Source organism: Rhodococcus globerulus (assembly GCF_019334125.1).
Taxonomy (GTDB): Bacteria; Actinomycetota; Actinomycetes; order Mycobacteriales; family Mycobacteriaceae; genus Rhodococcus_F; species Rhodococcus_F globerula.
This window is the reverse complement of the sequence record NZ_CP079698.1, coordinates 3,400,228-3,425,363: the sequence shown is the minus strand read 5'-3', so window position 1 is coordinate 3,425,363 and position 25,136 is coordinate 3,400,228. Positions and strand designations below refer to the sequence as shown.

Below are 25,136 nucleotides of genomic sequence, written 5' to 3'. Positions count from 1 at the left end.
GCCAATTCTCGATTGGATCTTGGTGACTTCAGCATGCTGATAGGTAGCGTAGGTAGGGAACACTCTATCGGGTCACGGATCTCAGTATCGTAATGAACATTCAAAGATCTCGGTGTTCGAGATCCGTGTTTCTTGGGGATTGGGAGCGACCGGCTTGATGACGAGTGCGGAAGATACAGAGACATGGTCGGTGGGTCCGGAGAAGCTCGCGTCACAGGTTGCCCGGCAGCTCGAGGATGAGATCATCGTCCGGAAATGGCCGGTCGGTGAGGTCTTGGGTTCGGAGCCCGAGTTGCTGGAGCGCTTTGGAGTGTCTCGGTCGGTTCTGAGAGAAGCGATTCGGCTGCTCGAGCACCATTCGGTCGCGCGGATGCGTAGCGGTCCAGGCGGAGGGCTGGTGGTGTGCGCCCCGAACGCATCGGCGTCCATGCGTGCGTTGGTGATCTACCTGGAGTACATAGGCGTGAGCGTCGAAGATCTGCTCCACGCCCGATTGCTACTCGAGCCGCTCGCAGCTCGGTTGGCAGCGGGGGCGATCACCGAGGACGGTATTGATCGATTGCGGTCGATCGTTGGGAAAGAGCAGGAGCAGATCGGTGATCCGAACTGGTCCTTCGACGACGAGTTTCACATTTTGCTCGGAAGCCTGTCCGGCAACGCGGTGCTGCAGCTGTTCATCGAGGTTGTGATGCTGCTGACGTCCCGCTACATTCGCGCCTGGGGGCCAACGTCGAGGGAGGCGGGGGCCGCGGCTAAGGCTGTTGCCATCGCGCGGCACGTCCAAATCGTAGACGCGGTAATCGCAGGTGACGCCGCAGCCTCGGAGAGCCAACTAAGCGCCCATCTCGAAGAGATCGAGGAGTGGATGCTGGCCAACCGGATCCGACGTCCATCGCATCGCATGCGGACTCGACCCAGCGACCCTAACCCGAACGCCACAAAAGGCACCAAACTTGCCGAGGTTATTGCCGGCCGTATCCATGACGACATCACCAGCGACGGCTGGCAGATCGGTGAGGTCTTCGGATCGGAGCCAGATCTTTTGGCGCGCTACGAGGTTAGCCGTGCGGTCCTGCGTGAAGCGATTCGGATCCTCGAACACCACAGCGTTGCTCGGATGCGCCGCGGACCTGGCGGCGGACTGGTCGTCCTGGCTCCCGACCCAACGGCCAGTATTCGTGCGATCGCTCTCTATCTCGATTTCGAGGGTATGAGCCCCGACCACCTCCACCTGGTTCGTGAAGTGATCGAGTTGGGGTGCATCCAGACCGTCACCGCCGTCGCAACTGCCCCCGATGTAGCTTCGCGGTTACGTGCTGCACTTGACCACACCACTGTGCACGGTGACGCCGGCGACATGTTCCATACCGAGGTTGCAGACCTTGCCGACAACCCGGTTCTGACACTGTTTTTGCGCGTCATCACCGACCTCTGGACCCGCCAGAGTCGCTCCGAAGAGTCCATGACTCCGGCCGTCGAGGTGCAGGTCCGGTGCACCCACGACAAGATCCTCGAGGCAATCCTCCTTGGGGACGATGGGCTCGCTCAGCATCGCATGCGGCGCCACCTACAGGAGCTCACCACGTGGTGGCACTAGGTTTGGGAACGTCTACCTGATCGAGGACGAATTTACGGGGCGAGTTCCAATACTCGCCGCGGTGGTGATCGACGAGTCGCAACGAACTTGGGCAGATCAGTCGAGGTGTCTCAGCCGAGGGACTCTTCGACCGGCGCACCTGGGTATTCTCACGGCCGGGTTGCCTTTCGAAATGTCGTGAATTCCGACATTCCGTCGAAATTCGAGCTGACGACCACCCGACTCCGAGAGTCGGTCAGGTAGTCGTCGGCGCGGGATCTGATGCCTCGAAGTGCTCAGAGTCCGGGTTTTACATAGAGATTCGGAAGCACTTCGGGGCCGGTACGGCGGTTATGCTCGTGTGGACACATCGAAAAGTTACTACAATCGGGTGCTTGCTCCGCCGAGTCTGTGGGTTGCATTCCAGATCGCGGCGGCGGTGCTCCGAACTGCTTCGGTCGCTATGCCCCATCTCATTCGGCCCGCCGGCGCGGTAACGGAAACGGCTCCGATCACGTTTCCGGAGCTACGGATCGGCGCGGAAACACACACGAAATCTTGGTAGATCTCGCCACGATCGAACGCTATTCCGACCCTGCGCACTTGGCTGAGCTCGGTCCGTAGCGCTGCGGGGTCCGTGATCGTATTCGCCGTCCGCCTAAGCATGGGCGAGGAGGTTACTGTGCGGATGGCGTCGTCGTCGAAGGCGGTCATGGCCTTGCCTAATGCGGTGCAGTACGCGGGATTTCGTCCGCCGCGTCGGGTCGGCAAACGGACTGCGCCTACCGCGATACGTTCGAGATATACGACCTCGGACTGATCGAGAATGCCGAGTTGTGTGGACATTCCGGTCTTGGCTGCGAGGGCTTGCAGATGTGGAATCGCGGCTTCGTAGAGTTGGTTTCCTTCGACAGCAAGACTTCCCAGCTCGAACATGCGAATGCCGATGCGGTAGCCGTCAGGATCCCGTTCGATCCATCCCACTTGGCACAGTTGATCAGCAAGTCGATGCAACGTCGATTTCGGCAGCCCAGTGCTCTCACTGAGATCGCCGAGACCGAGCACCTGCTGTTTGCCGTTGAACGCCCCCATGATGGCAGCGACCCTTCCCATCACGGTGCGTTCGGGTCGGAGTCGGACGTCAGTTCCGACATGATCGACCTCCATGGACGATATGTACTCGTCCATGGAATCGACCACTGATTCCATCGGCAAAATCGACGTGCACTGCGTCAAACTCGATGTCACGGCTGCCACCTCCCAATTCAGGCTACTAATAGACACTTAATTCGGTCCAAATCTAGGATTGCATGCGCACATCCCGGAATGTTTTCTAAATTAGTGTCCTTTATTCCTGTAATCAGGGTCACATCAACGAGCGCGCATGTCAACCCCCGCGTGTCGAATCAGCTAAATCGCCCGCGTAGGCGCAGTAATTGCCTGGTGGGAGTCACGCACGCAACGGGTGGTCAACCTCGGCCGTGCACTGATCGGGAGGTGTTGTGAGCCGGCCGAGAACGGAAATTGGCGGTGAATCAACCCCGTAGATCGGTAGTAATAGCAAAAAAGTTCGCTCCGGTGGCGCTGTCCGCTGCCTTCGATTCTGCAAATTGCTGACAAGCCGAACTAAGCTCCTCGTGACACAAGTGTCACGAGGTCGACACGAACTTCGGCGAACGGCAGCGGCCTGGGAGGCCGGAACGGCCGTGGCCTGGGAAGCCGGCGAAATGCCGCAACAGTGAGCGTACAACGGTCCGGATCTTGGGTGGTCGGGATCGTTTCGCTGCATTGGAAACAGGTGGACGATGCTGACCGCTGCGGAGTGCGCGGCCTTCGGAATTTACCAAGGTGGCGCGGCCGCGCCTGGCCTCGAAATCGACTGAGCATCAAAAAGTAAGTGGCGCAGCGATACTCGTTGAACGATACAGAGTCACAGCTGACCTCGGATGGGTCGACCTCGACTTCTATGAACGCGAACGGTGCCTTGCATCATCGGCGAGCTGGACGATCGTGGCGAGTTCGGCGTCGAGAAGGCTGTGAAGATCGCGCATGAGTGCGGCGTCGTCGGAATTCGTCGACGTAACCATTGCATTCAGGGAGGGCATTCAGGAGGCAGACAGTGGTTGCCGCTCGATCGGTGATCTGGCCGGGGGCGGAGGTCGAGGGATGGACACTCACCACGCTCGCCCCAGATACTCCATGACTGGAAGGCTCAGTCCGTTGACCGTGAAAAGTCCGTGGCCGCGACAGGCCCGGGCGCGCGACTCCAGTTCACTTTCAGGATCATTCGCGATCGGTGAAGAGAGTGGCATTGCCGGGATGGAAACCTTGCCTGCATGCCCACGTCTTTCTCGACAGCGAGCAACAAGCGACCGGACTCACAGAAAGTTCGATCATGCGGACGCCCGACCACGTGGCACGGATTCGACATTCACGCAGGAAAATTCGCGGCCTTGGAAAAGTCGGGCGGTGAACAGCGGTGCGCGCGTATCTGTGAGGTCGTGACCCCAGCAACACGCGCCAATCGGTAACTCCAGAAAGATAATTGGAATGCATCCGCTACCGCTCCGGCTCGCCCGTTGATCGGAAGAGGCAGTGCATGGAGACGGAGGCGCTAGCGCCGCGCGGTTGCTCCGATGATTTCGTGGATGCAAAACTGCCGCCCTGTTTCTCTGTTGTGAACAAGTTCAGGGCGGCAACCTCACAAGTGATCGAGGAGCGGTCGGCTGCTACTCAGCGATGTACCCAGCCTGCGTCGTGCCAGTACGTCTCGAGCTTCTCCATCGGTTCGGGCCAGGTCTCGATGTAAGTGACGCCTTCAGGCCCCGCAGTCATGATGTAGGGGGTGCCGGCCTCACTGATCCAGAATTCGCCTGGACCGATGGTCTGGCTACCTTCCTCGCCGTCTTGGCCCCAGGCGACATGGAACTCACCCTCGAATACGATGATCAACTCGTCAAGATTGTGGTGGTGACGAGGCACCGAGAAGTTCGGGGCGCACCGAAGGCCGTTGAGATTGAACGACCTGTCTACCTTGTTCGAGACCCACATATTGCCCTTGAAGGTCTGTTCCATGTCGATCGGCGCATCGGCGAGGAGTCCGCCTTCATTCCAGAGGTAAGAGGGAAGGTCCTGATCGACCGACAGGTCGATCCAACCCTCTTCTTCGGACAGCAGATTGAAGTATTCGATTGCCATACTCCGGAGTCTGTCGAACATGACAGGGTGTGTCATCAACAGGTTCCGTTGGACGGAATGGGGGCAGGTGACCGTGCTCGTCAGACCCGTTCCATCAAACGGAATTCTCCGGCGACAGGATGTACAGCCGCACATACTATTTCGGAATGGCACTTACTTTTGGTGATCTGGTGGACGATGCGGATTGGATTCCTCTGGGCCTTGATGTGGCGCCGAGTTACTTCTGGAAGGACGGTGGTTTGCTGATCGACGCGCCAGTGGATTTCGCGGCGACGTTCGGCGGGTCGATGTGGGTGACCACAAAGCCAATTCAGGTGAAGCGCTTCAATCGCAACCCTTTGCGGGTGCGACCGAACTTTACGGTACCTCGCCACCATCACAACATGGACGAGTTGCTCTTTGTCTTCGCAGGCGAGTACAGCATTGAGTACGAGGAAGACGGCGAGTGGCAGACCGTGCGAGTGCGTCCGGGGGAGTTCTTTCTCAGCCGCGCAGGCACTGCGTACACGATGACGGCCGGGTCCGAAGGCGTCACCTACATCGAGACCTGGCCGAAGCCGGTAGCCGAACTCGAGACGTACTGGCATGACTTTGGTTGGCTGGAAGCACCGTCGAGCTAAGAGGAGGAGACACGACTGATGGCTGAATTTACGTTTGAAGGCACGAGCAGGACTCTGCAGACGCCCAGAGGGCCGCTGCACTATCACGAGGCTGGCGACGGTCCTCCATTGCTCTTGCTGCACGGCTCGGGTCCAGGGGTCAGTGGCTGGGCGAACTTCCAGGGAAATCTACCGGTCTTCGCCGAGCATTTCAGGACGCTCGTTCTCGACTTCCCTGGATTCGGCAAGAGTTATTCGTGCGAGGACAATCCGATGATTGCCGGACTGCCGGCGGTGTTGGACTTCCTCGACGGTATGTCGCTCGATTCTGTTCCGGTCGTTGGTAATTCGATGGGCGGAAACATTGCGGCACAGCTGGCATCCAGACATCCTGAGCGAGTGACTCGACTCGTTACGATTGGCGGCATCGGGCTGCCTGTGTTCAGTCCGTCGCCCCCGGAAGGCATCAAGCTTCTCGTGCAGTTCGTCGAGGACCCGACACGTGAGCGGTTGATGACGTGGATGGAGGCCATGGTGTACGACACCTCCATTCTGACGGAGGAGTTCGTCGAGATGCGGTGGAGAGCCGCATCGGACCCGGCCGCGCTTGCTGACATCAAGAAATTGTTCAATTTCCGTTCGCTGGCGGCGATGCGTAATCGGGGTACGAACGCAGCCGAACAGGTTGGAGCACTGACGAAGATCCAGGCGCCGACGCTGATCACTTTCGGCCGCGACGACCGTGTAACGCCCATGGACAGCTCGCTTGTCCCGATGCGACTGATCCCGAAGTGTGAACTGCACGTCTTCTACGATTGTGGGCATTGGGCGATGATCGAACGCAAAGACGAGTTTGAAAGCGTGGTGCTCTCGTACCTGCTCCGCGACCGGAAGCTTGCACCAGTGCTCTGAAGCCCTTCTGGGACAATCTTTCTGCCCCGGTGATCCAACGGACCGCCGGGGCAGAATTGTCTCAGAGCGCAATAGATGAAGCGGGCTGCCCGGCGCTCGACGATCGCTTTCACCTTCAGTGCTTCTATGTCGTCTTCACGGTTGGCGCACATGTACCCGAAAAGCGCTGCGGCGGTGCGCCGGAGTGATCGAGCGGGTGACAGTTCAACGTAAGCGTCCAGACAACAGCCTGGCTTCCGCTGCCGGCGACGAGGACATTCGGAGTCAGACGCAATGCGCACGATGTCGAATCGTGCAAGCACACTCATAGATTGCGGCAGGATGGCCGCACAGATTCAGTTCTAGGGCATACGGCGTCGCGGTAGACGTAGCGCGTAGTGGTGTCGGGCGCATGGCACCGATTCGAAATGTGTGGTGGGACTACTGGACCAGCCGTGGAAATTCCTTGTAGACAGAGATTTTGGTGTGGCGAGGAGAGGGAAGCCGGAGTTCAACTGAAGTACTTGTGCTTATCGAGCGGAAGTTCTACAGTTTGCGTGATGGAGCTCACTACATATACAAAGTATTACATGTAATACAGGTGAATTTTGGTGAGTGTCTCCAGCAGCCTCTGACGAACCAGGGGAGAGGCCAGCCCTGCCGTAACGATCCGATCTTCAAAGGAAAGTGACAAATGAGTAATTCCGAGTACCGCATGTTGATCGACGGTGCGCTGGTCGCCGCGACGGGGGGCCGCACCTACGAGAATGTCAACCCGGCGAACGAAGAAGTCATCGGTGTTTCGCCGAATGCCGGTGTGGCCGATGTCGAGCGGGCGATCCTGGCCGCGCGGCGGGCTTTCGACACCACGACGTGGTCGACGGACACCGAGTTCCGTCAGCGGTGCCTGGTGCAGTTGCAGTCCGCTCTGCGCAAGAACGCCGAAGAGATGCGGCCGGTGATGGTTGCAGAGGGTGGCCTGCCGCTCGCGTTGACCTACGACGTGGCGCTCGATGGCTCGATCGAAATGATCAGCCATTACATCGATCTCCTCGACACGTTCGAGTTCGAGCGGGTCATCACCCCGGTTGCCGGTGACGAGAAGGCGCACCGCATCGTGCGGCGTGAGGGTGCCGGTGTCGTCGCGGCGATCACCGCATGGAACTACCCCATCTTCTTGGCGATCGCGAAGTTGATTCCCGCGTTGGCTGCGGGGTGCACCGTGGTCCTCAAGCCGGCGCCGGATACTCCGTGGAACACGTTGGAGATCGGTCGTATCCTGCTCGAGCACACCGATATTCCGGCTGGTGTGGTCAATATCGTCAGTACTGACGACAATGACGTGGCGTCTGTGCTCACGACCCATCCGGAGGTGGATGCGGTTACGTTCACCGGATCGACTGTCACGGGTCGGCGGATCATGGCGGCGGCTGCGCCGACGGTCAAACGTCTCACCCTCGAGCTCGGTGGTAAGTCGTCGGCGATCCTGCTCGACGACGCGGACTTCACCTCTGCGATTCCGTTTGTGGCTGCTACCACTCTCAGCCATGCCGGTCAGGGCTGCGGTATTTACTCGCGACTACTGGTGCCCCGCGCGAGACTCGACGAGGCAGTCGAAATTGCGGTCGCGTCGATGCAACAGATTCCGTGGGGCGATCCCACCGACATCGCCAACTACATGGGACCGCTCGCCAACAAGCGTCAGTACGAATCGGTGCTCCGCTACTACGAGATCGCGAAGCAGACCGGGCGGATTGCGTTGGGTGGTGAAGCCAGTGACCGTTTCGAGAAGGGATTCTGGGTCGAGCCGACTGTGCTCACCGACGTCGATTCCCTCTCGACGGTGCCGCAGGAGGAGATCTTCGGTCCGCTGCTGTGTGTGCTGCCCTACGAGGACGATGCCGACGCGGTCGCGATCTCGAACAACACGATCTACGGTCTCGCCGGCGGTGTGTGGAGTGCGGATGTCGAGCGGGCTCAGCGGGTTGCCGAGGGTATGCGGGCGAGCTCCATTCAGGTCAACGATCAGATGTGGAATCACCGGTCGGCACCGTTCGGTGGGTACAAGCAGAGCGGAATCGGCCGGGAGTGGGGCGTCGAAGGTCTCGAGGATCTCCTCGAGGTCAAGACCATCGCCCGCCCGGCCTGATTCGTGCTCGATATTTCAGATAGCCAGGCTTTGAACAACATTCAGATTCACTCGAGAGGAAACTTCGATGGGCAGAGTTGAAGGTAAGGTCGCATTCATCACGGGCGCAGCCCGTGGACAGGGACGCAGTCACGCGGTGCGGCTTGCGGAGGAGGGCGCGGACATCATCGCGGTCGACCTGTGCCGCAACATCGAGACCAACTCCTATCCACTCGGGACACCCGAGGACCTGAAGGAGACCGTCCGTCTGGTCGAGGCGCAGGGCCGTCGTATCGTCGCCGTGGAAGCGGACGTGCGTGAGGCTTCGCAGTTGCGTTCGGCACTCGATCAGGGGATCTCGGAATTCGGCAAGCTCGACATCGTCGTCGCCAACGCTGGTATCGCCCCGATGTTGGGGGGCCCGAACATGCAAGGCTGGCTCGATGTCATCGGCGTCAACCTGATGGGTGCGCAGAATGCGATCCACGAGGCCCTGCCGCACCTGAAGGCGGGTGCGTCGATCATCGCGACCGGATCGACGGCGGCGTTCATGCCCAACGATGTGGTGGAAAATCCGGGAGCGGATCCGGGCGGATCCGGTTACACGGTCGCGAAAATGATGCTCTCGCAGTACATTCACGAAATCGCGCGCGCTCTCGCACCTCAGATGATTCGTGCGAACATCGTCCATCCGACGAACTGCAACACCGGCATGCTGCAGAGCGAGGCGATGTACAAGATTTTCCGTCCGGATCTCGAGAGCCCGACTCTCGACGATGCTGTCGGCCCTTTCCATGTTCAGCAGGCGATGCCGATTCCGTGGGTCGAGCCTGTCGACATCAGCAACGCCGTCCTCTACCTTGCCTCCGATGAAGCACGCTACGTCACCGGCACTCAGATGCGGGTCGATGCGGGCGGTTACCTGAAGATGCATTCCTTCCACCCGTAAACACCCACCGACAGCTCCGAAGGTCCTCGCCTCGGTGTGATGTGAAGGGAACCTCCGGTTGGGGTGTGGCTTATCGAAGCCCCGCCTCCGACCGGAGGTTTTGCTGTTCGTCGGTATACCCGGAAGAACGATATCGACGGTGCGCGTTCGCTCATTGGTTTCGGATACCGCGCCGAGATTCTGCGCACTGACACCAGCGAGGTCGGCCGACCAATATCGACCTAGTCGGGAAGCGCTCTGTGTGCGACGTAATCGTCTGTACAGCAGTCCCTTTCCGCTTCATTGCAAGGTTTCGTGCATCGCCGGAACGTGGCAGTTCATGCTGCTGGCACTCAGAGGTGGAATGAATCGTGAATCTGACGCAACTCGCCGGGCTATACGAGAGCAAGCTTGCCGTTGTCATGGGACGAACGGGAAAATCGCTGACGTATCGGCAACTCGAAGAACAGTCGAATGCGATTGCGCATCTATTTCGACTGCGAGGACTGATCGCAGGTGATCACATCGCGATCCTCATGGAGAACGAGATTGAAGTTTTCCCTATCGTATGGGCGGCGCAACGCTCCGGGTTGTTGTACACGCCGGTGAATTGGCACCTCAGCGCCGATGAAGCGGCCTATATCGTCGAGGACTGTGGCGCTCGGCTACTTGTACATTCTGAATCGCTGAGTGAATTGGCGCTGAAGGCGGAAGCGTCAGCACCTCAGCTGAAGTCACGGTTGGTGGTGGGCTCGGGTGCCGGAGATTCGCTGGAAGCAGAGTTAGAAGGGGTGCCCGTCACGCCTATTCCGGACGAGTCCGAGGGCTATTACATGTTCTACTCGTCTGGCACCACGGGTCGGCCCAAGGGAATTGTGCCGGAACGGACAGACCAGCCCTTCGGGTCGGGGCTCCCGATTGATTCCAGGATGGCCTCAGCCTTCGGATTCGGACCTGAAGCGGTGTACCTCAGTACGGGTCCGCTTTACCATGCCGCACCCCTCGGTTGGTGCCTGGGAACAATGCGCAACGGAGGGACTGCCATTGTCATGGAGCGGTTCGACGCCGAGTCTGCGTTGGCCCTCATCGAGAGGTTCTCGATTACCCACGGCCAGTTCGTTCCCACGATGTTCGTGCGCTTGCTCAAACTCGACGACGTCACCCGCTTGCGATACAACGTCTCGAGCATGGAACTGGTTGTTCATGCAGCAGCTCCATGCTCCATCGAAATCAAAGAGCGAATGATCGACTGGTTCGGGCCGAAGTTGACCGAGTTCTACGGCGGTAGCGAGGGCACTGGATTCTTCATGATTGACTCCCCGAACTGGTTGGCGCATAAGGGTTCTGTCGGACGAGCTGTTATCGGTGTGGTTCATGTTTGTGACGACGAGGGGATGGAACTACCAGCTGGGAGTATCGGAACGGTGTGGTTCAGCGACATCCGCCGATTCGAGTATCACCGTGATCCTGTGAAGACCGCAGAGTCCTTCAACGACAAAGGGTGGAACACGCTCGGCGATCTTGGGCATGTCGACGAAGACGGATACCTCTATTTGTCTGCACGGCGCACCGATCTGATTCTCTCGGGCGGAGTCAACATCTATCCTCGGGAAATCGAAGACGAACTCGCCCTCCATCCTGCAGTCGACGATGTTGTCGTAGTCGGACTTCCCGATGACGAGATGGGGCAGAAGGTGCACGCAGTAGTCGCGGTGACGCCGGGTGTCGTAGCCGACGAAGCACTGGTTGAAGAGCTCATCGAATACTGTCGAGCGCGTCTTGCCCGATACAAAGCTCCGCGGTCGGTGAGTTTCGACGAGGTGCCCCGGCTACCCAGCGGAAAAATACTGCGCCGCGAGCTGATGGCACGTTTCGGCGAAGCATGAACGAAGCAACCGGTCAGCTCAGTTCTGGCGAGGTTCGGTCAAGATGTAATGCGTAGAAGCACTTTTCGCACGATCGCCGTCATGGTCTGACTGTGCGGTGGTAGTGCGCGCATGGCCAGGGGTGACGACGCTCGGTGTCGGTCAAAGATGTCAACTGAACTCGGGAGTTCTTTCCGCACAACGGAATACTCGGTATCGAGCACGTCGAAAATCTTGATAGCGTCCCATCGGGACCAACTTGTGTTTCTGACGGCTTGGCTCAGGGATGGAACTCCACCTTTCCGGACCGTACAAACCGCCCGAACGATACAGGATCGAAAATACGGATTGGCGGGGCTGATGGGGCATGTGAGCGAAGGCGTCGACGATTGGTTCGAGGGCAAGGTGGCAATTGTCACCGGGGCATCGCGCGGCATCGGACGCGCTGTGGTCGGGAAATTGGCAGTACGAGGTGCGTCGGTTGTCCTCAACGGGCGGGATCAGGTGGTTCTCGATCTCGCAGTGAAGGAAATCGAAGATGCCGGTGGCTCGGCGATCGGGGTTCAAGGCGACTTCGCTGACCCCGAATTTCCCGAAAAGCTGATCGGTGCTTGCCAATCCGAGTTCGGACGAATCGACTTCGTGGTCAACAATGCCGCGACCAGCGCTCATTCGGGACGGGTTCTGGATTGTGGAAGGGAAGCCTTCATCAAGACAATCCTGTCCAATACTTGGCCGGCCGTGGCGATTATCCAAGCAGCCGTGGCAGGTGGCCTCCCCGAGGGTTCGTCGATCGTCAACATCTCTTCGGCTGGGGCGCAACGCGTTCACGAGACGGCGGGTGTCTACACTGCGGGAAAGTCCGCACTCGAGAGCTTGACCTTCACGCTGTCACGCGAACTCGGACCTCGTGGCGTGACAGTCAACGCCATCGAACCCGGCATCATCAAGACAGATCTCGCCGGTGCGATCTGGAAAGGCGAGCGCGAAGCAGCGGAGAGCCGGCTCATCCCGATGCAGCGCCTCGGAGACCCTTCCGATATTGCGAACGCCGTGCTCTATCTCCTCGGGCCCGATGCGCGTTGGGTCAACGGCTCAGTACTTCGCATCGATGGCGGACGCTTCCATGTGGGTGGGGAGTCCGCCCACAAGATCGGCGTTTTTCAATGACTTCTCCCTTCGAGATCCCCTAGATCGCAAGTGTGACTGCCAAGAACCGGAAGCTTCTTCGAACAGATGGGTAGAGAGACGATGACAGTAAGAGTTGGTGTGGTTGGTTTGAGCGCCACGGGAAGCTGGGCGTCATACGCGCATCTGCCCGCGCTGCGGGCCGTCGAGGGCTTCGAAGTGCGCGCGTTGGCAACGAGTTCCCCCGAATCAGCGCAAGCTGCAGCCGAGGCCTACGGGGTGCCGCTGGCGTTTTCGAGCGTCGAGGACCTCGCACGATGCGACGAGGTTGATCTCGTGGTGGTGGCAGTCAAGGTGCCTCACCATCGTGAGCTCGTCCTCGAGGCATTGTCCGCCGAGAAGCCGGTGCTGTGCGAGTGGCCCCTTGCCAACGGTGTTGCTGAGGCCGCCGAACTGGCCAGTGCCGCCGAAGGCAAGCATGCCTATGTCGGCTTTCAGGGAACAGCTGCGCCGGCTGTGCGCTACCTACAGGATCTGATCGCCGACGGATTTGTCGGTGAACTGGTCTCCACCAGCCTGATCGCAACTGCGGGCCCCTGGGGTGGGCCTGTCGGGAATCGCACCGAGTACCTGCTCGACAAGTCCAACGGTGCGACTCTGCTGTCTATCGTCTTTGGCCATCTTGTGGACTCGTTCAGCTACATCGTCGGCGACTTAGCCGACCTGAACGCCACTACGGGTATACGGCGCCCCACGGTGCTCAACACCGATTCCGGTGAGTTCGTCACTGCCACGGCAGAGGATGAGATTGTCGTGACGGGAACTCTCACCAATGGCGCGATCGCTTCGCTCCATCTCAGAGGGATGAATGATCACTCCAGTAAATTGATCTGGGAGATCAACGGCACCGAGGGGCACCTGAGGATCGACGGGACCGGGGGCACTCTGGCCAACCCGGTGACCATCCGGGGAGCGCGCGGTGACGATGTTTTGAGTGAACTACCGGTTCCCGACGGCTACGATCACCACGCTGATTTGGTCGGCTCACCCGCCCACGCTGTCGCCCACGCCTACGACCGCCTTCGACTGGACCTCAATGGGGGCAGCAAGCAGGCACCGGACTTCGCGCACGGACTTCTGCGTCACCGGTTGCTCGACGCCATTGAGCGAGCAGCGGAAACCGGTTCGCGCCAGTGCATTCAGGGCCAGTGACCGAGTACCGCATGAACACAGACGACCTACTGCAGAAGTTGTGGACCGTCGAGTCCATCAAGCAGATGCGTGCCCGCGTCGCGCGATTCCTGGACACCAAGCGGTGGGACGAGTTCGGGAACTGCTTCACAGACGATGCAACGCTCGAAGCGCCCGAAGCGGATCTACGGTGGGAAGGGCGGGCGCGAATCGTGCAGGGAATCAGTGTCGGTATGGACGGTGTACGTACTGTTCACCACCTACACGCTCCGGAGATCGAGATCACCGGTCCGGACACTGCGACGGGCGTCTGGGCCATGTCGGACGTTCTCGAGCGCGTTTCTCCTCAGGGGTCCACGATCACGAATGGCTACGGGCATTACGTTGAGCACTACGAACGTCAGGATGGACAGTGGCGCATCCGATCTCTGCGCCTGGAACGACTCCGCATCGACATCTGATATATGGATAGTCGTCAAGAGTCATGGTGAGGCGCCGCCGGGAATCTACCCCGGCGGCGCCTCGTTGTTTCCTTGCCGAATCCAGTTCAGCGACTTCTCTCCCCGTGGTGAATTGATGCACAAGACTTGTCGCCGCTCGCCCCGTCGCAGTCGTTGAATCGGCCAGGTGCGTCCCTCGGAAGGCTCAGCGGTTGGTACGTCCGAGGTCGACGGGTAGCTGAATGCCGGTGACGTGACGGGCTTCGTTGGAGGCGATCCATGCTACGGCAGCGGCTATATCTTCAGACTCGCTAACCGGGTCGGGGAGACTTCCCATGAACAGCAATCCTAGGTCTTGACGCGCCTCCATCTTCTGATGCAGTTCGGGGACGGTGAGCCCGGTGGCGACACCGTGCGGATGAACGCTGTTGACCCGGATTCGGTACTTGGCAAGTTCGTTTGCCATCGTCTTCGCGAGGCCTGTTACACCGTGCTTTGCCGCTACGTAGTCTGCGAGGAACGGAAGACCCTTCAGGCCGGCGACTGAGCTGGTAAAGACGATCGAGCCGCCGGTTGCCTGCTCGATCAAGATCGGCACAGTGGCTTTGGCCGTGTAGAAGGCACCGTGCAAGTTATTGTCAATGGTGGAGTGCCAGTGATCGAGATCAATTTCCCAGGACAGCGAAGCGGTGGTCATGCCTGCATTGGCGACTACAACGTCAAGTCTGCCGAGCTGATCGACCCCGTTTTCGACCGCGGCTTTGAGAGCGCTGAAGTCTTTGACGTCTGTGACGCTGGTGACGACGCGTCGGCCGTGCTTTTCCACCAGTCGTGCGGTTTCGTCGAGATCTTCGGTTGTCGGGCCGGGGTATTCAGCAGTCGGGAGGTCTTCGCAGATGTCGAGAGCGATGATATCTGCGCCTTCGGCTGCGAAGCGGACTGCTTCAGCGCGTCCTTGTCCTCGGGCCGCTCCGGTGATGAACACAACCTTCCCTTCGTATCTATGGCCGTTGGGGGCGTCGGGGATCGGCGCTTCGGGAATCTCGATGGTCATTTCGCTCCTCGGTCGTGAAATGTGGCAGAGTGCCATCACGCACAGTATGTCTCCAAAGTGGCCTGCGCAACTTCAATTCGACTCTCTTGCAAAAGATTTCGTTCTGTCGGTCGATCGATATCGAGGTAGCCGGGGCAGGGATCGCAAGGTTGCTGTCGCACTCACTCCACACGAGTGAACTCACATGTTTCACCGGTATCGGTTGTGCAGCAGCGATTTCGCCGAGGGGCAAGCCGAATTGTTGGTACGGGGCGATATCGGACTGGCACAGAACATTTCCGGGAGCGCGAGGATGGCAACAGGTCACGGTGTGGGTCGCTATCCGTTGATGTTCAGGAGTTACTGCTGATCAGTCGATCTCGGCATGATTGAACTTCAAATGCTCGGCTGATCGGTGTCATTCTCTTGGCTCCCGTGCAACATCGAATGACCGTGATTCGGGGTCAACCTGCCTTAAGTAACCAGATTCATTTCTGGGACCATCGGTCGTAGCCGCTGGACGCTACGGCCTGGCGCAGTGCCTGCGAGTTATAGGTAAAGAACTGGACCGGGTCGAACTCGACCACTACGCGGTTCGGCGTGTCGAGCAGCGACAACTGCTGGTTCATTGCTTCTTCGTCGGCGCCCATTCCGACTCGCTTCAGGAACAACGGCAGAAGCCAACGCACCAGATCGCGATCTCCGTCGTGAACTGTCGCGATCGTCTTGGAGGTGACCATGGCGCCGGTCATTCCGGTGCCCAGGCTCGAGACCACGACACAACTCTCGGGACGTGCGCGCAATGCCTGCACTCGCTTGCGGTTAGTCGTGGTGTGGACCCAGAACTTACCCTCCGATCGCACAAATGAATGTGGCATGGACACCGGCCATCCGTCCTTGTTCGTCCAGCTGACGGTGCACTCGTGCTGCAAGTCGAACAACTTCTCGCGGTCGTCCTCGGAGAGTTTGAAGGCCGACAGATCCTCGAGATTATCGATTCTTTTTGCCATGCTGATGGATGCTATGTGGGTCGCGCGCAAATAGGTCTTGACGATTCCGCTCAACGGTACAGCCTTTGACGAAACTTCCTGTGCGACATCGGTGGTCGCAAAGATCCCGTGCGGATTCTTCCTTCGGCCAGGGAGATCGTCGTCCGGGAGCATGCCCCGAGGGTGCTCCGGTCCGCCCTGGCAAAACCTCGAACGTGATGCCGGCTATCTGCTGTAGACGGAGTATGGAGGTCTATCTCGACTGTTCGCCCTTGTTTAGTTCAGTGCCGGCCTGCATGCAGGGCTGGGGCCAGCAACGATATCGATTCCGTCATCGCATTTTTTCCAGCGGTCAGGCAGAGATCGACTGAGCACAAGTAGATCTGGCTGCGGACCTGGCGTGACGACGCCGTAGATCTCGGGGCGACGACGCTGGAGTTTCGTCGAAGGAAGGGGATGCCCCGTGGATCATTGACAAACTGAGCTCTAGTGATTAATTTAACACATACCAGCTGGTCGTACGGCTTGTGAAAGGTTCTCCACGTAAGCGTGTGTGGAGGAAATGCTCTACTTCCCATGTTGCGAGTCATCCGAATGGTTTACGGAGAGGTGTCCGATGAGGACTGAAGACTTGATTCTTGTAAGCACGGACGATCATGTGATCGAGCCGACCCACCTATTTGAAGGTCGGCTTCCGAAGAAGTACGCCGATGCGGCACCCCGCTTCATCACTCGCGAAGACGGGACAATGGCGTGGGTGTACGGGGACGCCGTCGTGTTGAACCCCGCTGTACAGGCGGTTGTGGGCCGACCGAAGTCCGAGTGGGGCATGGACCCCGTGTGTCGGGAGGAAATGCGACCGGGCGTCTACGACATCCACGCGCGTGTCAAGGACATGGATGTCAACGGCATGCTGGGTTCGATGTGCTTCCCCTCGTTCGTCCGTTTTTCCGGTGCACTCTTCTTGGAAAACGGCGATCGTGATCAGTCCGCCGCCATGGTCCGCGCCTACAACGACTGGCATATCGACGAGTGGGCTGGTACCTACCCAGGCCGGTTCATTCCGCTGGCCATTCCGATTCTCTGGGATCCGGTATTGGCAGCCGAAGAGATTCGCCGAGTAGCGAAGAAGGGCTGCCACGCAGTTACTTTCACTTCCAATCCTTACGACTTGGGTCTGCCGAGCATTTACCAGGATCACTGGGATCCGTTCTGGCGTGCGTGTGAGGAAGAAGGAACCGTTGTGTGCATGCACATCGGCTCCAACTCGAAGGCGCCGACGACGTCCCCGGACGCACCTGTAGAGCTGATCTACTCGCTGTCGCCCATCGGCTCGTTCGAAGCTGCCGCGGATCTTGTATGGAGCAAACTGTTCATCAAGTTCCCCCGACTGCGCGTCGCACTATCGGAAGGTGGAATCGGTTGGGTTCCATACTTCCTGGAGCGTTTGGACTACCTGTACAACCACACTCAGCACTGGTCGGGTATGGATCTCGGTGGCCGTCTGCCTTCGGAACTGTTCAACTCGAACGTCATCACCTGTTTCATCGACGACGAGGTCGGCGTCGACAACCTGCATCGACTCAACATCGACAATGTCACCTGGGAATGCGACTACCCGCACTCCGACACGATGTGGCCCAACTCCCCAGAGGGAGCAATGCGCTACATGAACAGAATCTCCGATGAGACGATCAACAAGATCACCCACCTCAACGCGATGAAGCACTTCCAGTACGATCCGTTCGCTCATATTTCGCGAGAGCAGGCCACAGTCGGGGCGCTGCGCAGTCGCGTTCCGGATTGGGACACCAGTGTCGTACCCACCGCGCACATGCGTCCGGATGCCACTGTAGGAGCGTAATTTTCATGACCGGCATGTCCCGATGACCGGTCGCGGGAGTTGGGCGACGGCTCGAGGTTCGTCAACGTGATGAGGGCGGAATCTCTCCCTGAGTCGAAGCCCTGATGCCTGCGGTGCCTCCAGCAAGAGACCTGACTGAGTCCATAGAGGTCCGGTGGCGCCGCAGGCACCTTGCAATACGCGCTGTTCGGATCCAGCGCACCGGCAACACCGGGATCAATTGTCAGACGGAGTTCGTCGGTTAGGTGGAGTCGACACCGGATATGCCGATAATTCGCAACATGATTCGACTTTTCTCGTCGCGCTGGACAATCAGTGAAGTGCAACCGAAACTGATCCCTCCCCCCGCCGGTACGAGTCGTGGGTCGATAGCGATATGTGTTTGTTGCCCTCGGGGGCGTCGAATATCGAATAGATGAAACAGAGCTTCTGTCGCACTGCGATTAATCGCCGGACTCGAATTCGGTTAGCGGATGTAGAGAACGCCGACAACGGGTGTGGACTGAGAGAAAGTGACAAATGAGTAATTCCGAGTACCGCATGTTGATCGACGGTGCGCTGGTCGCCGCGACGGGGGGCCGCACCTACGAGAATGTCAACCCGGCGAACGAAGAAGTCATCGGTGTTTCGCCGAATGCCGGTGTGGCCGATGTCGAACGGGCGATCCTGGCTGCGCGGCGGGCTTTCGACACCACGACGTGGTCGACAGACACCGAGTTCCGTCAGCGGTGCCTGGTGCAGTTGCAGTCCGCTCTGCGCAAGAACGCCGAAGAGTTGCGACCGGTCATCGTCGCCGAAGCCGGCCTACCGGTTGCCTTGACCTACGACGTCGGGTTGGACCGCTCGATCGATTTGATGAGCCATTACATCGGTCTCCTCGATACGTTCGAGTTCGAGCGGGTCATTACCCCGGTTGCCGGTGACGAGAAGGCGCACCGCATCGTGCGGCGTGAGGGTGCCGGTGTCGTCGCGGCGATTACGCCGTGGAACTACCCGTTCCACCTGGCGCTCGGCAAGCTGGTTCCCGCGTTGGCTGCGGGGTGCACCGTGGTCCTCAAGCCGGCGCCGGATACTCCGTGGAACACGTTGGAGATCGGTCGTATCCTGCTCGAGCACACCGATATTCCGGCTGGTGTGGTCAATATCGTCAGTACTGACGACAATGACGTGGCGTCTGTGCTCACGACCCATCCGGAGGTGGATGCGGTTACGTTCACCGGATCGACTGTCACGGGTCGGCGGATCATGGCGGCGGCTGCGCCGACGGTCAAACGTCTCACCCTCGAGCTCGGTGGTAAGTCGTCATCGATCCTGCTCGACGACGCGGACTTCACCGCACTGATCCCCAGGGTGGTTGCCGGTACCTGCAGTCACGCGGGTCAAGGCTGTGGTGTCCCATCGCGGCTGCTGGTGCCGCGTTCGCGCCTCGGCGACGCAGTGGACTTGGCTGTGGCGGCTATGCAGAAGTTCCCGTGGGGTGACGTCAATGATCCTGCCAACTACATGGGGCCTGTAGCCAACAAGCGTCAGTACGAATCGGTGCTCCGCTACTACGAGATCGCGAAGCAGACCGGGCGGATTGCGTTGGGTGGTAAGGCCAGCGACCGTTTCGAGAAGGGATTCTGGGTCGAGCCGACTGTGCTCACCGACGTCGATTCCCTCTCGACCGTGCCGCAGGAGGAGATCTTCGGTCCGTTGCTGAGCGTGCTGCCCTACGAGGACGATGCCGACGCGGTCGCGATCTCGAACAACACGATCTACGGTCTCGCCGGCAGCGTGTGGAGTGCGGATGTGGAGCGGGCGATGCGGGTGGCAAAGGGTATGCGGACCGGAGCGATCAGCGTCAACGGCGCCACGTGGAATCACCCGACGGCACCGTTCGGTGGCTACAAGCAGAGCGGAATCGGCCGTGAGTGGGGCGTCGAAGGTCTAGAGGATCTCCTCGAGGTCAAGACCATCGCCCGTCCTGCCTAGTCAATGAACAACATTGAATGCCGACTGATTTTTTCGAAGGAGAATGCACCATGAACATTTATGTCGACCAGGACATCTGTCAGGGGCACACAATCTGCTCGATGGTCGCACCCGACCTCTTTGCGCTCAGGGACGAGGACGGTCATGCCTACGCGATCGACGGTGACGTCCCCGCCGAGCTCGAGGGCGCCGCGCGCGAGGCAATGCTCTCGTGCCCGGAGCGCGCGATCGTCGAGGTTTCCGAGCACGCAATTCAGGAAGCCTGAACCGTAATATCCTCTGGCGCTGCGTAAGAGCGCCTTGATCGCATCCCGGAGTAATCATGACAGCAGACGATGTTCGCAATGTCGAAAACCTGAAGAAGTGCCCGATCGACTATGAACGTCACGGGCCGAACTTTCGCGACGAGTTCGTGGAGAAGACACACGAGCTTCATGCGAAGTGCCCGATCGCGTGGAGCGATTCATACGATGGACACTGGGTTGCCAGCGGAATTGACGAACTGTTCGCAATTGCTCGCCGATCGGACGCGGTAACCAGTTTCCGGGACGTCGACGGAAGCAAGAACGGGTACAAGGGCATCTCGATCCCGGCGTACGCGCAGAGCGGTCCGTACACCGCGCCGTCGTTCCTCGAGCTGGATCCGCCGGAACAGACCGACTTCCGGACAATTCTCAATCCCTACCTGTCGCCGGCCGCCGTCGCGCGGTGGGTTCCGGTGATCGACGACCTCGTTCGTGCGTGCATTGACGACAACATCGAAAGCGGCAGTATCGATTTCGTCTTCGATCTGGCGAATGTCGTCCCGGCTGTCGTCACCATGGGACTGTTGGGCCTGCCGCTCACCGACTGGGTGATCCACAACGAGCCGGCTCACGCGCTGATGTACACACCTCCTCATTCTCCTGATTTCGGTCGGGTCAGGCAGATTTTCGAGGAGAGCAAGCTTGCGCTCATGGAGTCGGTGAAGGACGTTCGAGCGAATCCGCGACCTGGTTTGCTGGATGCACTAGTCAGGTCGACGGTAGCCGGTAAGCCTCTCTCCGATGAGCAGATCCGAGCTACGGCGGCGTTGTTGGTCGGTGGGGGGTTCGACACCACCACTGCACTGACCGGTCAGTCCATCCTGTGGCTGTCCCAACATCAGGCAGAGCGGGCTCGTCTCATCGACGAGATCGATACTCTTCTCGACCCTGCAACGGAGGAGTTCCTCCGCTACGTCACACCGGCGCAGGGTGATGGGCGGACCTTCAGCCAGGATGTCGAGATCAACGGCGTCGAGTTCAAGGAAGGTGAGCGTCTCTGGCTTTCGTGGGCCATGGCAAACCGCTCACCTGATGTGTTCCCGAACCCGGATGAGGTCGACTTCGACCGTCGCGGTAATCGGCACACAGCCTTCGGTCTCGGGATCCACCGCTGCATCGGCTCGAACGTCGCTCGCGTCCTCTTCAAACGGATGTTGACCGCGGTGCTCGAACGCATGCCCGACTTCGTCGTCGATCCTGAGAAGGTTGTGCACTACGAGTCAGTGGCGATGATCAACGGACTGGTGAACCTGCCGGCGACTTTCGCTCCGGGCAAACGCATCGGGCCGGGGTTGGAAGAAACTATCGAGCGAGTCCAGCAGATCGTCATCGAGCAGGGGCTGGCCGAGCCCGTGGCGTCAAGGAGAGGTGCTGCGTCGGTCGGCGGGTGATCTTGAACAAGGCTGGGAGGGCGGAGATTGAATTCCGCTCTCCCAGTGTAGTTTTCGTGTCATTATGCCATGACGGGTAATGCAGTTCTGTTGAGAATCTTCGATGCGGGATGTGGGGGAATAGATGAACAAAGTTGTTTGCGGTTCGGTCGGGGCCGAGACGTCGTCTCGCGCGTTCCGTCTGAGTCAGGCTGAATGCAACCGAATGGTTGAGTTCGGCGCGAGGTGGGTCCATTACGGCGCGGTGCCGGATGAGGAAGTTTTCGTAGAGTTCGGAATCAGCAGTCGGCAGTTCTACGAAAGACTGTCGGTTGTTGCGCTGAGTAAGCGAATGGAGTTGAGGTTCTCGCTGAGACGCGATCTGTTGGAATTGTGCCGCGCCAGACTGAGGACGTCGTCACTATTGGGTACGTAGTGCAGCGCGTTCGTTTCACTCATACCTTCATCGCCGAATTCTTCTCGGCACGGGGACTGTGACCCCGGGGGACACGGGCGCCGGGCGCGATCGAGTCGGCATCGAAGTCCTGACTTCGAGTACGTGACGTGCCCGTACGAACGCCGGCGGTCACCGGATCAAGGCCTTCATTAACGGGAATCGAATCTAGCGCGGATACCGATATCGTCAATGATGTCGGTATCCGCGTCGCGCGTGGGTCAGTGGCTCCGGTGAACTACGCGCAATGATCGGAAGGTTTCGAAAAACACCGCACGGGCCATCAAGTTCCTCGTCGGAACTTACTTGGCGGAGATAGTGTTCCGCTTCAGTTGGCTAGGAGCCCGCCCTCGATCCGGAGCGGCATTGGCCGTTGCAGTGGCCGGCCCTAGCGATGCTTCAAGCCCTGAGGTGAAGAACTGGACCAGATCCTCGAGTAGGACGTCCATCGGCAGGGGGAGTTTCTCGCCAGACGCCAGAACCGCCTGATAGCGAGCCAGTGTATGAACGGTACCCGTGAGCATGTGCATGCAGCGCTCTTCGAGGACTTCTTCGGAAAGGTTGGACAGGAGTCGGCCCAATAGCCCCAGTACGGTACTGGCAGTGGCGGACGGAATTACAGTGTTGCTACTTACACTGAGCCGTGAATAGCCGCCATTCTCCAGAATGTAACGGGACATAAATGCAAGGTAATGATTGTCCTCGTCCAGATGGCTGGCCAGAGGGAAGACGAATAGTCGCACGAGGTCGGAAACTCGAGGCTGGCCGCGTACCATCAAATCTGCGAACATTTCCACACGACGTTCTTCGCTGGTGTGGGCCCTGTACGCGATAATTTCGCTCACCAGAGTTTCCCTGTCGCCGAAGTGGTACTGCACCACGGCATGGTTCTTCTGGCCGGCAGCGATGCCGATGTCCCTGAGGGGAACTGCTGCGATTCCGCGCTCGGCAAATAGCTGTTCGGCTGTGATGAGAAGTAGCAGTCGGGTCGCGTCGCCCCGTGAGTTTACTCGTTCCTTACCAGCGGAAGGCCGCATGTTCCCGCCGTCGCTCGAAGGTATCTTGTCCGCTGGTGCTATCGGCATATTTGCCCAGGGAAGTGCCTATGGTCCGGCGCTGTCCCCGCCCCCTCTCGTCTGCTCATCTCTATCCGCGGAGAGCGTATGCCTTGTGTCAATTTCCAGATCGGTTGATGTACCCGGCCCCGCTCCTGCGAATTTGGATTCTAACTTACGGTACCTCGAATCGGGCAGCCTTGGAATTAAGTATTATAGCTTATTTTGTTTCAGGGATGACGCCGCCAGATGATTCAGTGAAGGAACTGACACCTGTCGCCTGGGTCACACCTCTGGGCCCTGCGGTGCTGCAAATAATGTGCAGCGCAAATTACTATGAGTATGAATTAAGTTTGTCTGGTTAATCTTCGTGCCGTCTGGCTGTGCAGGCATCCGGTGTCCAGCAAGGGCCGGCTGGGGACGATTCTGCTGGGTGTTTGTCCGGCTTCCGGAACAGGCCTGTCGCCGTAGCCGGTGCGGCTACGGCGAGATTCAGGCGAGGCAGGAGCCGCCGTTGACACTGGCGGTCTGTCCGCACAGGTTGGCCGGCTGATCAGCCGGCCAACCTGTATTTCGATCAGTTCAGCCAGACCTTTTCCCAGTCCCATGCTGCACCTGAACCCGTCGGAACAACCGTGATGCCCTGGACCTTCTTGTCCGAGGCAATGTAGGCACCGATGTACTGCCAGATACGCATCGGAGCGTCCCGAGAGACCTCGGTGTTGACAATCTCGTACGCCTTGGCGACTTCAGCGGCGTCCTTCGACGAGCGGGTGAGCTCGAGTGCAGCGTCCACTGTGGGATTCGAATAGCCGGTCGCGTTCTGCGGTGCATTGGTGTAGAACAGGTCGAACAGCAGATCCTTGGACGCAGACTGATAAGTCGTGGTCATGAGTTGGAAGTCGCCCTTCCTCTGATTTGCCAAGAGAACTGGGGGATCGAGGGGCACGATCTTGACGGTCAGGCCGTTGATCTTCTGCAGTTGGGCCTGGAGCATCTGAGATGTCTGTTCCATCACCGGGAAACCCGCATAAGTCGTGAGCGAAATGGTCTCGCTCGTCTTCGAGGTCCTGCTCAGGTAGTCATCGAACAGTTTTTGTGCCTCGCTCAAGGCAAGTTCGGGGAACGCTGCGCCACTGTCCGAAGGCATGAACGCGTCAGCAGTCACGGTCTGGGTGCCGAGCGCCGCAACCATCTGGTCGGCATCGATTGCGTGCAGCATTGCGTTCCGTAGACCAGCGTCTTGGATGGTCGGATCCTTGTAATTGAAGATAACGCCGCTGCCGCCGATGAGCTGACCGCCATCGGTGTTGAAGCCGCTGTCCTCCATTTTCTCGGCATCGATAGTGCTGGAAAGGGGGGTCATCAAAGCTTCTCCACTGATAACCGCATTCATTTTCTGAGGATCGGAGCCAGCTTGTTTGATGGTCATCGCATCGAGGTAGGGCAAGCCTTGCTCGAAGTAGGTCGGATTACGGACGAGCTTCATTTCGGAGTTGCGGACCCATTCCTGCATGAGGAACGGGCCGGCTCCGACGGGCTTGTTGCCGACTTCCGCGCCTGCTGCCTTGATCCCGGTGGGCGAACCGATAGCACCGAGGCCCCTGACCAACTGCCAGGGCAGCTGGAAGTTCGCTTCGTCGAGCGTCACCTTGACGGTAAGCGGATCAACGATCTCCCACGCCATACCATTGGTGGCAGACGCTGCGGCCGAAAGCGTCGCGGGATCCTTGATGCGGTCCCAGTTGAACACGACCGCTTCAGCGTCAAACGGGGTGCCGTCGCTGAAGGTGACGCCCTCACGGAGTTTGAGCGTCCAGTTCGCCCCGTCCGAACTCTCGAATGATTCTGCGAGATACGGCACGAACGTGTCAGTCGCGGCGTCATAACGCACCAATGTGCCGAACACAGGTGAACAGCGGTGGTACGCAACCAAACCGCAGTTCGCCGGGTCCATGGACTGGGTTTCGCCTCCCATTGCATATGCCAACGTGCCGCCGGTCTTCGGCTCGCCTACGGAATCGCCCTCGCTTCCCGAAGAAGAAGAACAACTGGTCAGGGCGATACCCGTGACGACAATAGTCGCGAGGGCGCCAATGACCCGCCGAGACTTCATACCTTTTTGCGTGCGCAAAGTGAACTCCATTC

General features: G+C 59.1%; 20 protein-coding genes. 13 read left to right on the top strand and 7 right to left on the bottom strand.

Features of this window, described 5'->3' with window-relative positions; genetic code table 11:
* Positions 1 to 157 precede the first annotated feature (157 nt).
* Positions 158 to 1,597, top strand: a complete 1,440-nt coding sequence (locus KYT97_RS15455) for a FadR/GntR family transcriptional regulator (RefSeq protein ID WP_033237331.1) — start codon at positions 158 to 160, stop codon at positions 1,595 to 1,597.
* 360 nt (positions 1,598 to 1,957) lie between these two features.
* Here KYT97_RS15455 and KYT97_RS15450 read toward each other — a convergent pair whose 3' ends face one another.
* From KYT97_RS15450 to KYT97_RS15445, 3 genes are all read right to left on the bottom strand, one after another.
* On the bottom strand, positions 1,958 to 2,824 hold the full coding sequence (locus tag KYT97_RS15450; protein WP_172937941.1) for an IclR family transcriptional regulator: 867 nt from the start codon (positions 2,822 to 2,824) through the stop codon (positions 1,958 to 1,960).
* A 716-nt stretch (positions 2,825 to 3,540) separates the two neighbouring features.
* Positions 3,541 to 3,663, bottom strand: a complete 123-nt coding sequence (locus KYT97_RS31115; protein ID WP_255285247.1) for a hypothetical protein — start codon at positions 3,661 to 3,663, stop codon at positions 3,541 to 3,543.
* A gap of 646 nt (positions 3,664 to 4,309) precedes the next feature.
* Positions 4,310 to 4,774 carry a cupin domain-containing protein gene (locus KYT97_RS15445; protein WP_033237321.1) on the bottom strand — a complete coding sequence of 155 codons (465 nt, stop codon included), beginning with the start codon at positions 4,772 to 4,774 and terminating at the stop codon, positions 4,310 to 4,312.
* Positions 4,775 to 4,920: 146 nt separating this feature from the next.
* Here KYT97_RS15445 and KYT97_RS15440 point away from each other — a divergent pair, with 146 nt between their 5' ends.
* The 8 genes from KYT97_RS15440 to KYT97_RS15405 all read left to right on the top strand — a co-directional run bounded on the left by KYT97_RS15440 (position 4,921) and on the right by KYT97_RS15405 (position 13,965).
* Complete coding sequence (locus tag KYT97_RS15440; RefSeq protein ID WP_051730848.1) at positions 4,921 to 5,394, top strand: cupin domain-containing protein; 474 nt, start codon at positions 4,921 to 4,923, stop codon at positions 5,392 to 5,394.
* Between the two features lie 15 nt (positions 5,395 to 5,409).
* Positions 5,410 to 6,285, top strand: a complete 876-nt coding sequence (locus KYT97_RS15435; protein ID WP_165826344.1) for an alpha/beta fold hydrolase — start codon at positions 5,410 to 5,412, stop codon at positions 6,283 to 6,285.
* Positions 6,286 to 6,958: 673 nt separating this feature from the next.
* Positions 6,959 to 8,413 carry an aldehyde dehydrogenase family protein gene (locus KYT97_RS15430; protein ID WP_219110181.1) on the top strand — a complete coding sequence of 485 codons (1,455 nt, stop codon included), beginning with the start codon at positions 6,959 to 6,961 and terminating at the stop codon, positions 8,411 to 8,413.
* 67 nt (positions 8,414 to 8,480) lie between these two features.
* Positions 8,481 to 9,341: a mycofactocin-coupled SDR family oxidoreductase gene (locus KYT97_RS15425; protein WP_033237425.1), complete on the top strand. Its 861-nt coding sequence runs from the start codon at positions 8,481 to 8,483 to the stop codon at positions 9,339 to 9,341.
* A 350-nt stretch (positions 9,342 to 9,691) separates the two neighbouring features.
* Complete coding sequence (locus tag KYT97_RS15420; RefSeq protein ID WP_219110179.1) at positions 9,692 to 11,206, top strand: AMP-binding protein; 1,515 nt, start codon at positions 9,692 to 9,694, stop codon at positions 11,204 to 11,206.
* 339 nt (positions 11,207 to 11,545) lie between these two features.
* Positions 11,546 to 12,355: an SDR family NAD(P)-dependent oxidoreductase gene (locus KYT97_RS15415; RefSeq protein ID WP_179300763.1), complete on the top strand. Its 810-nt coding sequence runs from the start codon at positions 11,546 to 11,548 to the stop codon at positions 12,353 to 12,355.
* An 81-nt stretch (positions 12,356 to 12,436) separates the two neighbouring features.
* Complete coding sequence (locus tag KYT97_RS15410; protein WP_202026741.1) at positions 12,437 to 13,525, top strand: Gfo/Idh/MocA family protein; 1,089 nt, start codon at positions 12,437 to 12,439, stop codon at positions 13,523 to 13,525.
* A gap of 11 nt (positions 13,526 to 13,536) precedes the next feature.
* Positions 13,537 to 13,965 (top strand): nuclear transport factor 2 family protein, encoded by a 429-nt coding sequence (locus tag KYT97_RS15405; protein WP_033237383.1) that lies wholly within the window; start codon positions 13,537 to 13,539, stop codon positions 13,963 to 13,965.
* Between the two features lie 184 nt (positions 13,966 to 14,149).
* On the opposite strand, the gene KYT97_RS15400 is transcribed toward KYT97_RS15405, so the two are convergent.
* Positions 14,150 to 14,998: a mycofactocin-coupled SDR family oxidoreductase gene (locus KYT97_RS15400; protein ID WP_095887140.1), complete on the bottom strand. Its 849-nt coding sequence runs from the start codon at positions 14,996 to 14,998 to the stop codon at positions 14,150 to 14,152.
* A gap of 467 nt (positions 14,999 to 15,465) precedes the next feature.
* The gene (locus KYT97_RS15395) at positions 15,466 to 16,140 is read right to left on the bottom strand and encodes a pyridoxamine 5'-phosphate oxidase family protein (RefSeq protein WP_033237378.1); all 675 of its coding nucleotides are present in this window, start codon (positions 16,138 to 16,140) and stop codon (positions 15,466 to 15,468) included.
* A gap of 442 nt (positions 16,141 to 16,582) precedes the next feature.
* Between KYT97_RS15395 and KYT97_RS15390 the strand changes: the two genes are divergently transcribed.
* The 4 genes from KYT97_RS15390 to KYT97_RS15375 all read left to right on the top strand — a co-directional run bounded on the left by KYT97_RS15390 (position 16,583) and on the right by KYT97_RS15375 (position 21,500).
* Complete coding sequence (locus tag KYT97_RS15390; protein ID WP_033237377.1) at positions 16,583 to 17,830, top strand: amidohydrolase family protein; 1,248 nt, start codon at positions 16,583 to 16,585, stop codon at positions 17,828 to 17,830.
* A 519-nt stretch (positions 17,831 to 18,349) separates the two neighbouring features.
* The gene (locus KYT97_RS15385) at positions 18,350 to 19,804 is read left to right on the top strand and encodes an aldehyde dehydrogenase family protein (RefSeq protein ID WP_072782853.1); all 1,455 of its coding nucleotides are present in this window, start codon (positions 18,350 to 18,352) and stop codon (positions 19,802 to 19,804) included.
* 50 nt (positions 19,805 to 19,854) lie between these two features.
* Complete coding sequence (locus tag KYT97_RS15380; protein WP_033236756.1) at positions 19,855 to 20,070, top strand: ferredoxin; 216 nt, start codon at positions 19,855 to 19,857, stop codon at positions 20,068 to 20,070.
* Positions 20,071 to 20,126: 56 nt separating this feature from the next.
* Positions 20,127 to 21,500, top strand: a complete 1,374-nt coding sequence (locus tag KYT97_RS15375) for a cytochrome P450 (protein WP_033236757.1) — start codon at positions 20,127 to 20,129, stop codon at positions 21,498 to 21,500.
* 735 nt (positions 21,501 to 22,235) lie between these two features.
* Here the strand turns inward: KYT97_RS15375 and KYT97_RS15370 are convergent.
* Both KYT97_RS15370 and KYT97_RS15365 read right to left on the bottom strand, forming a co-directional pair.
* Positions 22,236 to 22,970, bottom strand: a complete 735-nt coding sequence (locus tag KYT97_RS15370) for a TetR/AcrR family transcriptional regulator (RefSeq protein WP_092803983.1) — start codon at positions 22,968 to 22,970, stop codon at positions 22,236 to 22,238.
* 595 nt (positions 22,971 to 23,565) lie between these two features.
* Positions 23,566 to 25,104: an ABC transporter substrate-binding protein gene (locus tag KYT97_RS15365; protein ID WP_051730734.1), complete on the bottom strand. Its 1,539-nt coding sequence runs from the start codon at positions 25,102 to 25,104 to the stop codon at positions 23,566 to 23,568.
* Positions 25,105 to 25,136: the final 32 nt, after the last annotated feature.

Bases quoted from the DNA above. Each gene is read 5' to 3' on its own strand.
- KYT97_RS15455 (WP_033237331.1), top strand. From the start codon at position 158: ATGACGAGTGCGGAAGATACAGAGACATGGTCGGTGGGTCCGGAGAAG.
- KYT97_RS31115 (WP_255285247.1), bottom strand. From the start codon at position 3,663: ATGGTTACGTCGACGAATTCCGACGACGCCGCACTCATGCGCGATCTT.
- KYT97_RS15445 (WP_033237321.1), bottom strand. From the start codon at position 4,774: ATGGCAATCGAATACTTCAATCTGCTGTCCGAAGAAGAGGGTTGGATC.
- KYT97_RS15440 (WP_051730848.1), top strand. From the start codon at position 4,921: ATGGCACTTACTTTTGGTGATCTGGTGGACGATGCGGATTGGATTCCT.
- KYT97_RS15430 (WP_219110181.1), top strand. From the start codon at position 6,959: ATGAGTAATTCCGAGTACCGCATGTTGATCGACGGTGCGCTGGTCGCC.
- KYT97_RS15425 (WP_033237425.1), top strand. From the start codon at position 8,481: ATGGGCAGAGTTGAAGGTAAGGTCGCATTCATCACGGGCGCAGCCCGT.
- KYT97_RS15415 (WP_179300763.1), top strand. From the start codon at position 11,546: ATGGGGCATGTGAGCGAAGGCGTCGACGATTGGTTCGAGGGCAAGGTG.
- KYT97_RS15410 (WP_202026741.1), top strand. From the start codon at position 12,437: ATGACAGTAAGAGTTGGTGTGGTTGGTTTGAGCGCCACGGGAAGCTGG.
- KYT97_RS15405 (WP_033237383.1), top strand. From the start codon at position 13,537: ATGAACACAGACGACCTACTGCAGAAGTTGTGGACCGTCGAGTCCATC.
- KYT97_RS15400 (WP_095887140.1), bottom strand. From the start codon at position 14,998: ATGACCATCGAGATTCCCGAAGCGCCGATCCCCGACGCCCCCAACGGC.
- KYT97_RS15395 (WP_033237378.1), bottom strand. From the start codon at position 16,140: ATGCTCCCGGACGACGATCTCCCTGGCCGAAGGAAGAATCCGCACGGG.
- KYT97_RS15390 (WP_033237377.1), top strand. From the start codon at position 16,583: ATGAGGACTGAAGACTTGATTCTTGTAAGCACGGACGATCATGTGATC.
- KYT97_RS15385 (WP_072782853.1), top strand. From the start codon at position 18,350: ATGAGTAATTCCGAGTACCGCATGTTGATCGACGGTGCGCTGGTCGCC.
- KYT97_RS15380 (WP_033236756.1), top strand. From the start codon at position 19,855: ATGAACATTTATGTCGACCAGGACATCTGTCAGGGGCACACAATCTGC.
- KYT97_RS15375 (WP_033236757.1), top strand. From the start codon at position 20,127: ATGACAGCAGACGATGTTCGCAATGTCGAAAACCTGAAGAAGTGCCCG.
- KYT97_RS15370 (WP_092803983.1), bottom strand. From the start codon at position 22,970: ATGCGGCCTTCCGCTGGTAAGGAACGAGTAAACTCACGGGGCGACGCG.
- KYT97_RS15365 (WP_051730734.1), bottom strand. From the start codon at position 25,104: ATGAAGTCTCGGCGGGTCATTGGCGCCCTCGCGACTATTGTCGTCACG.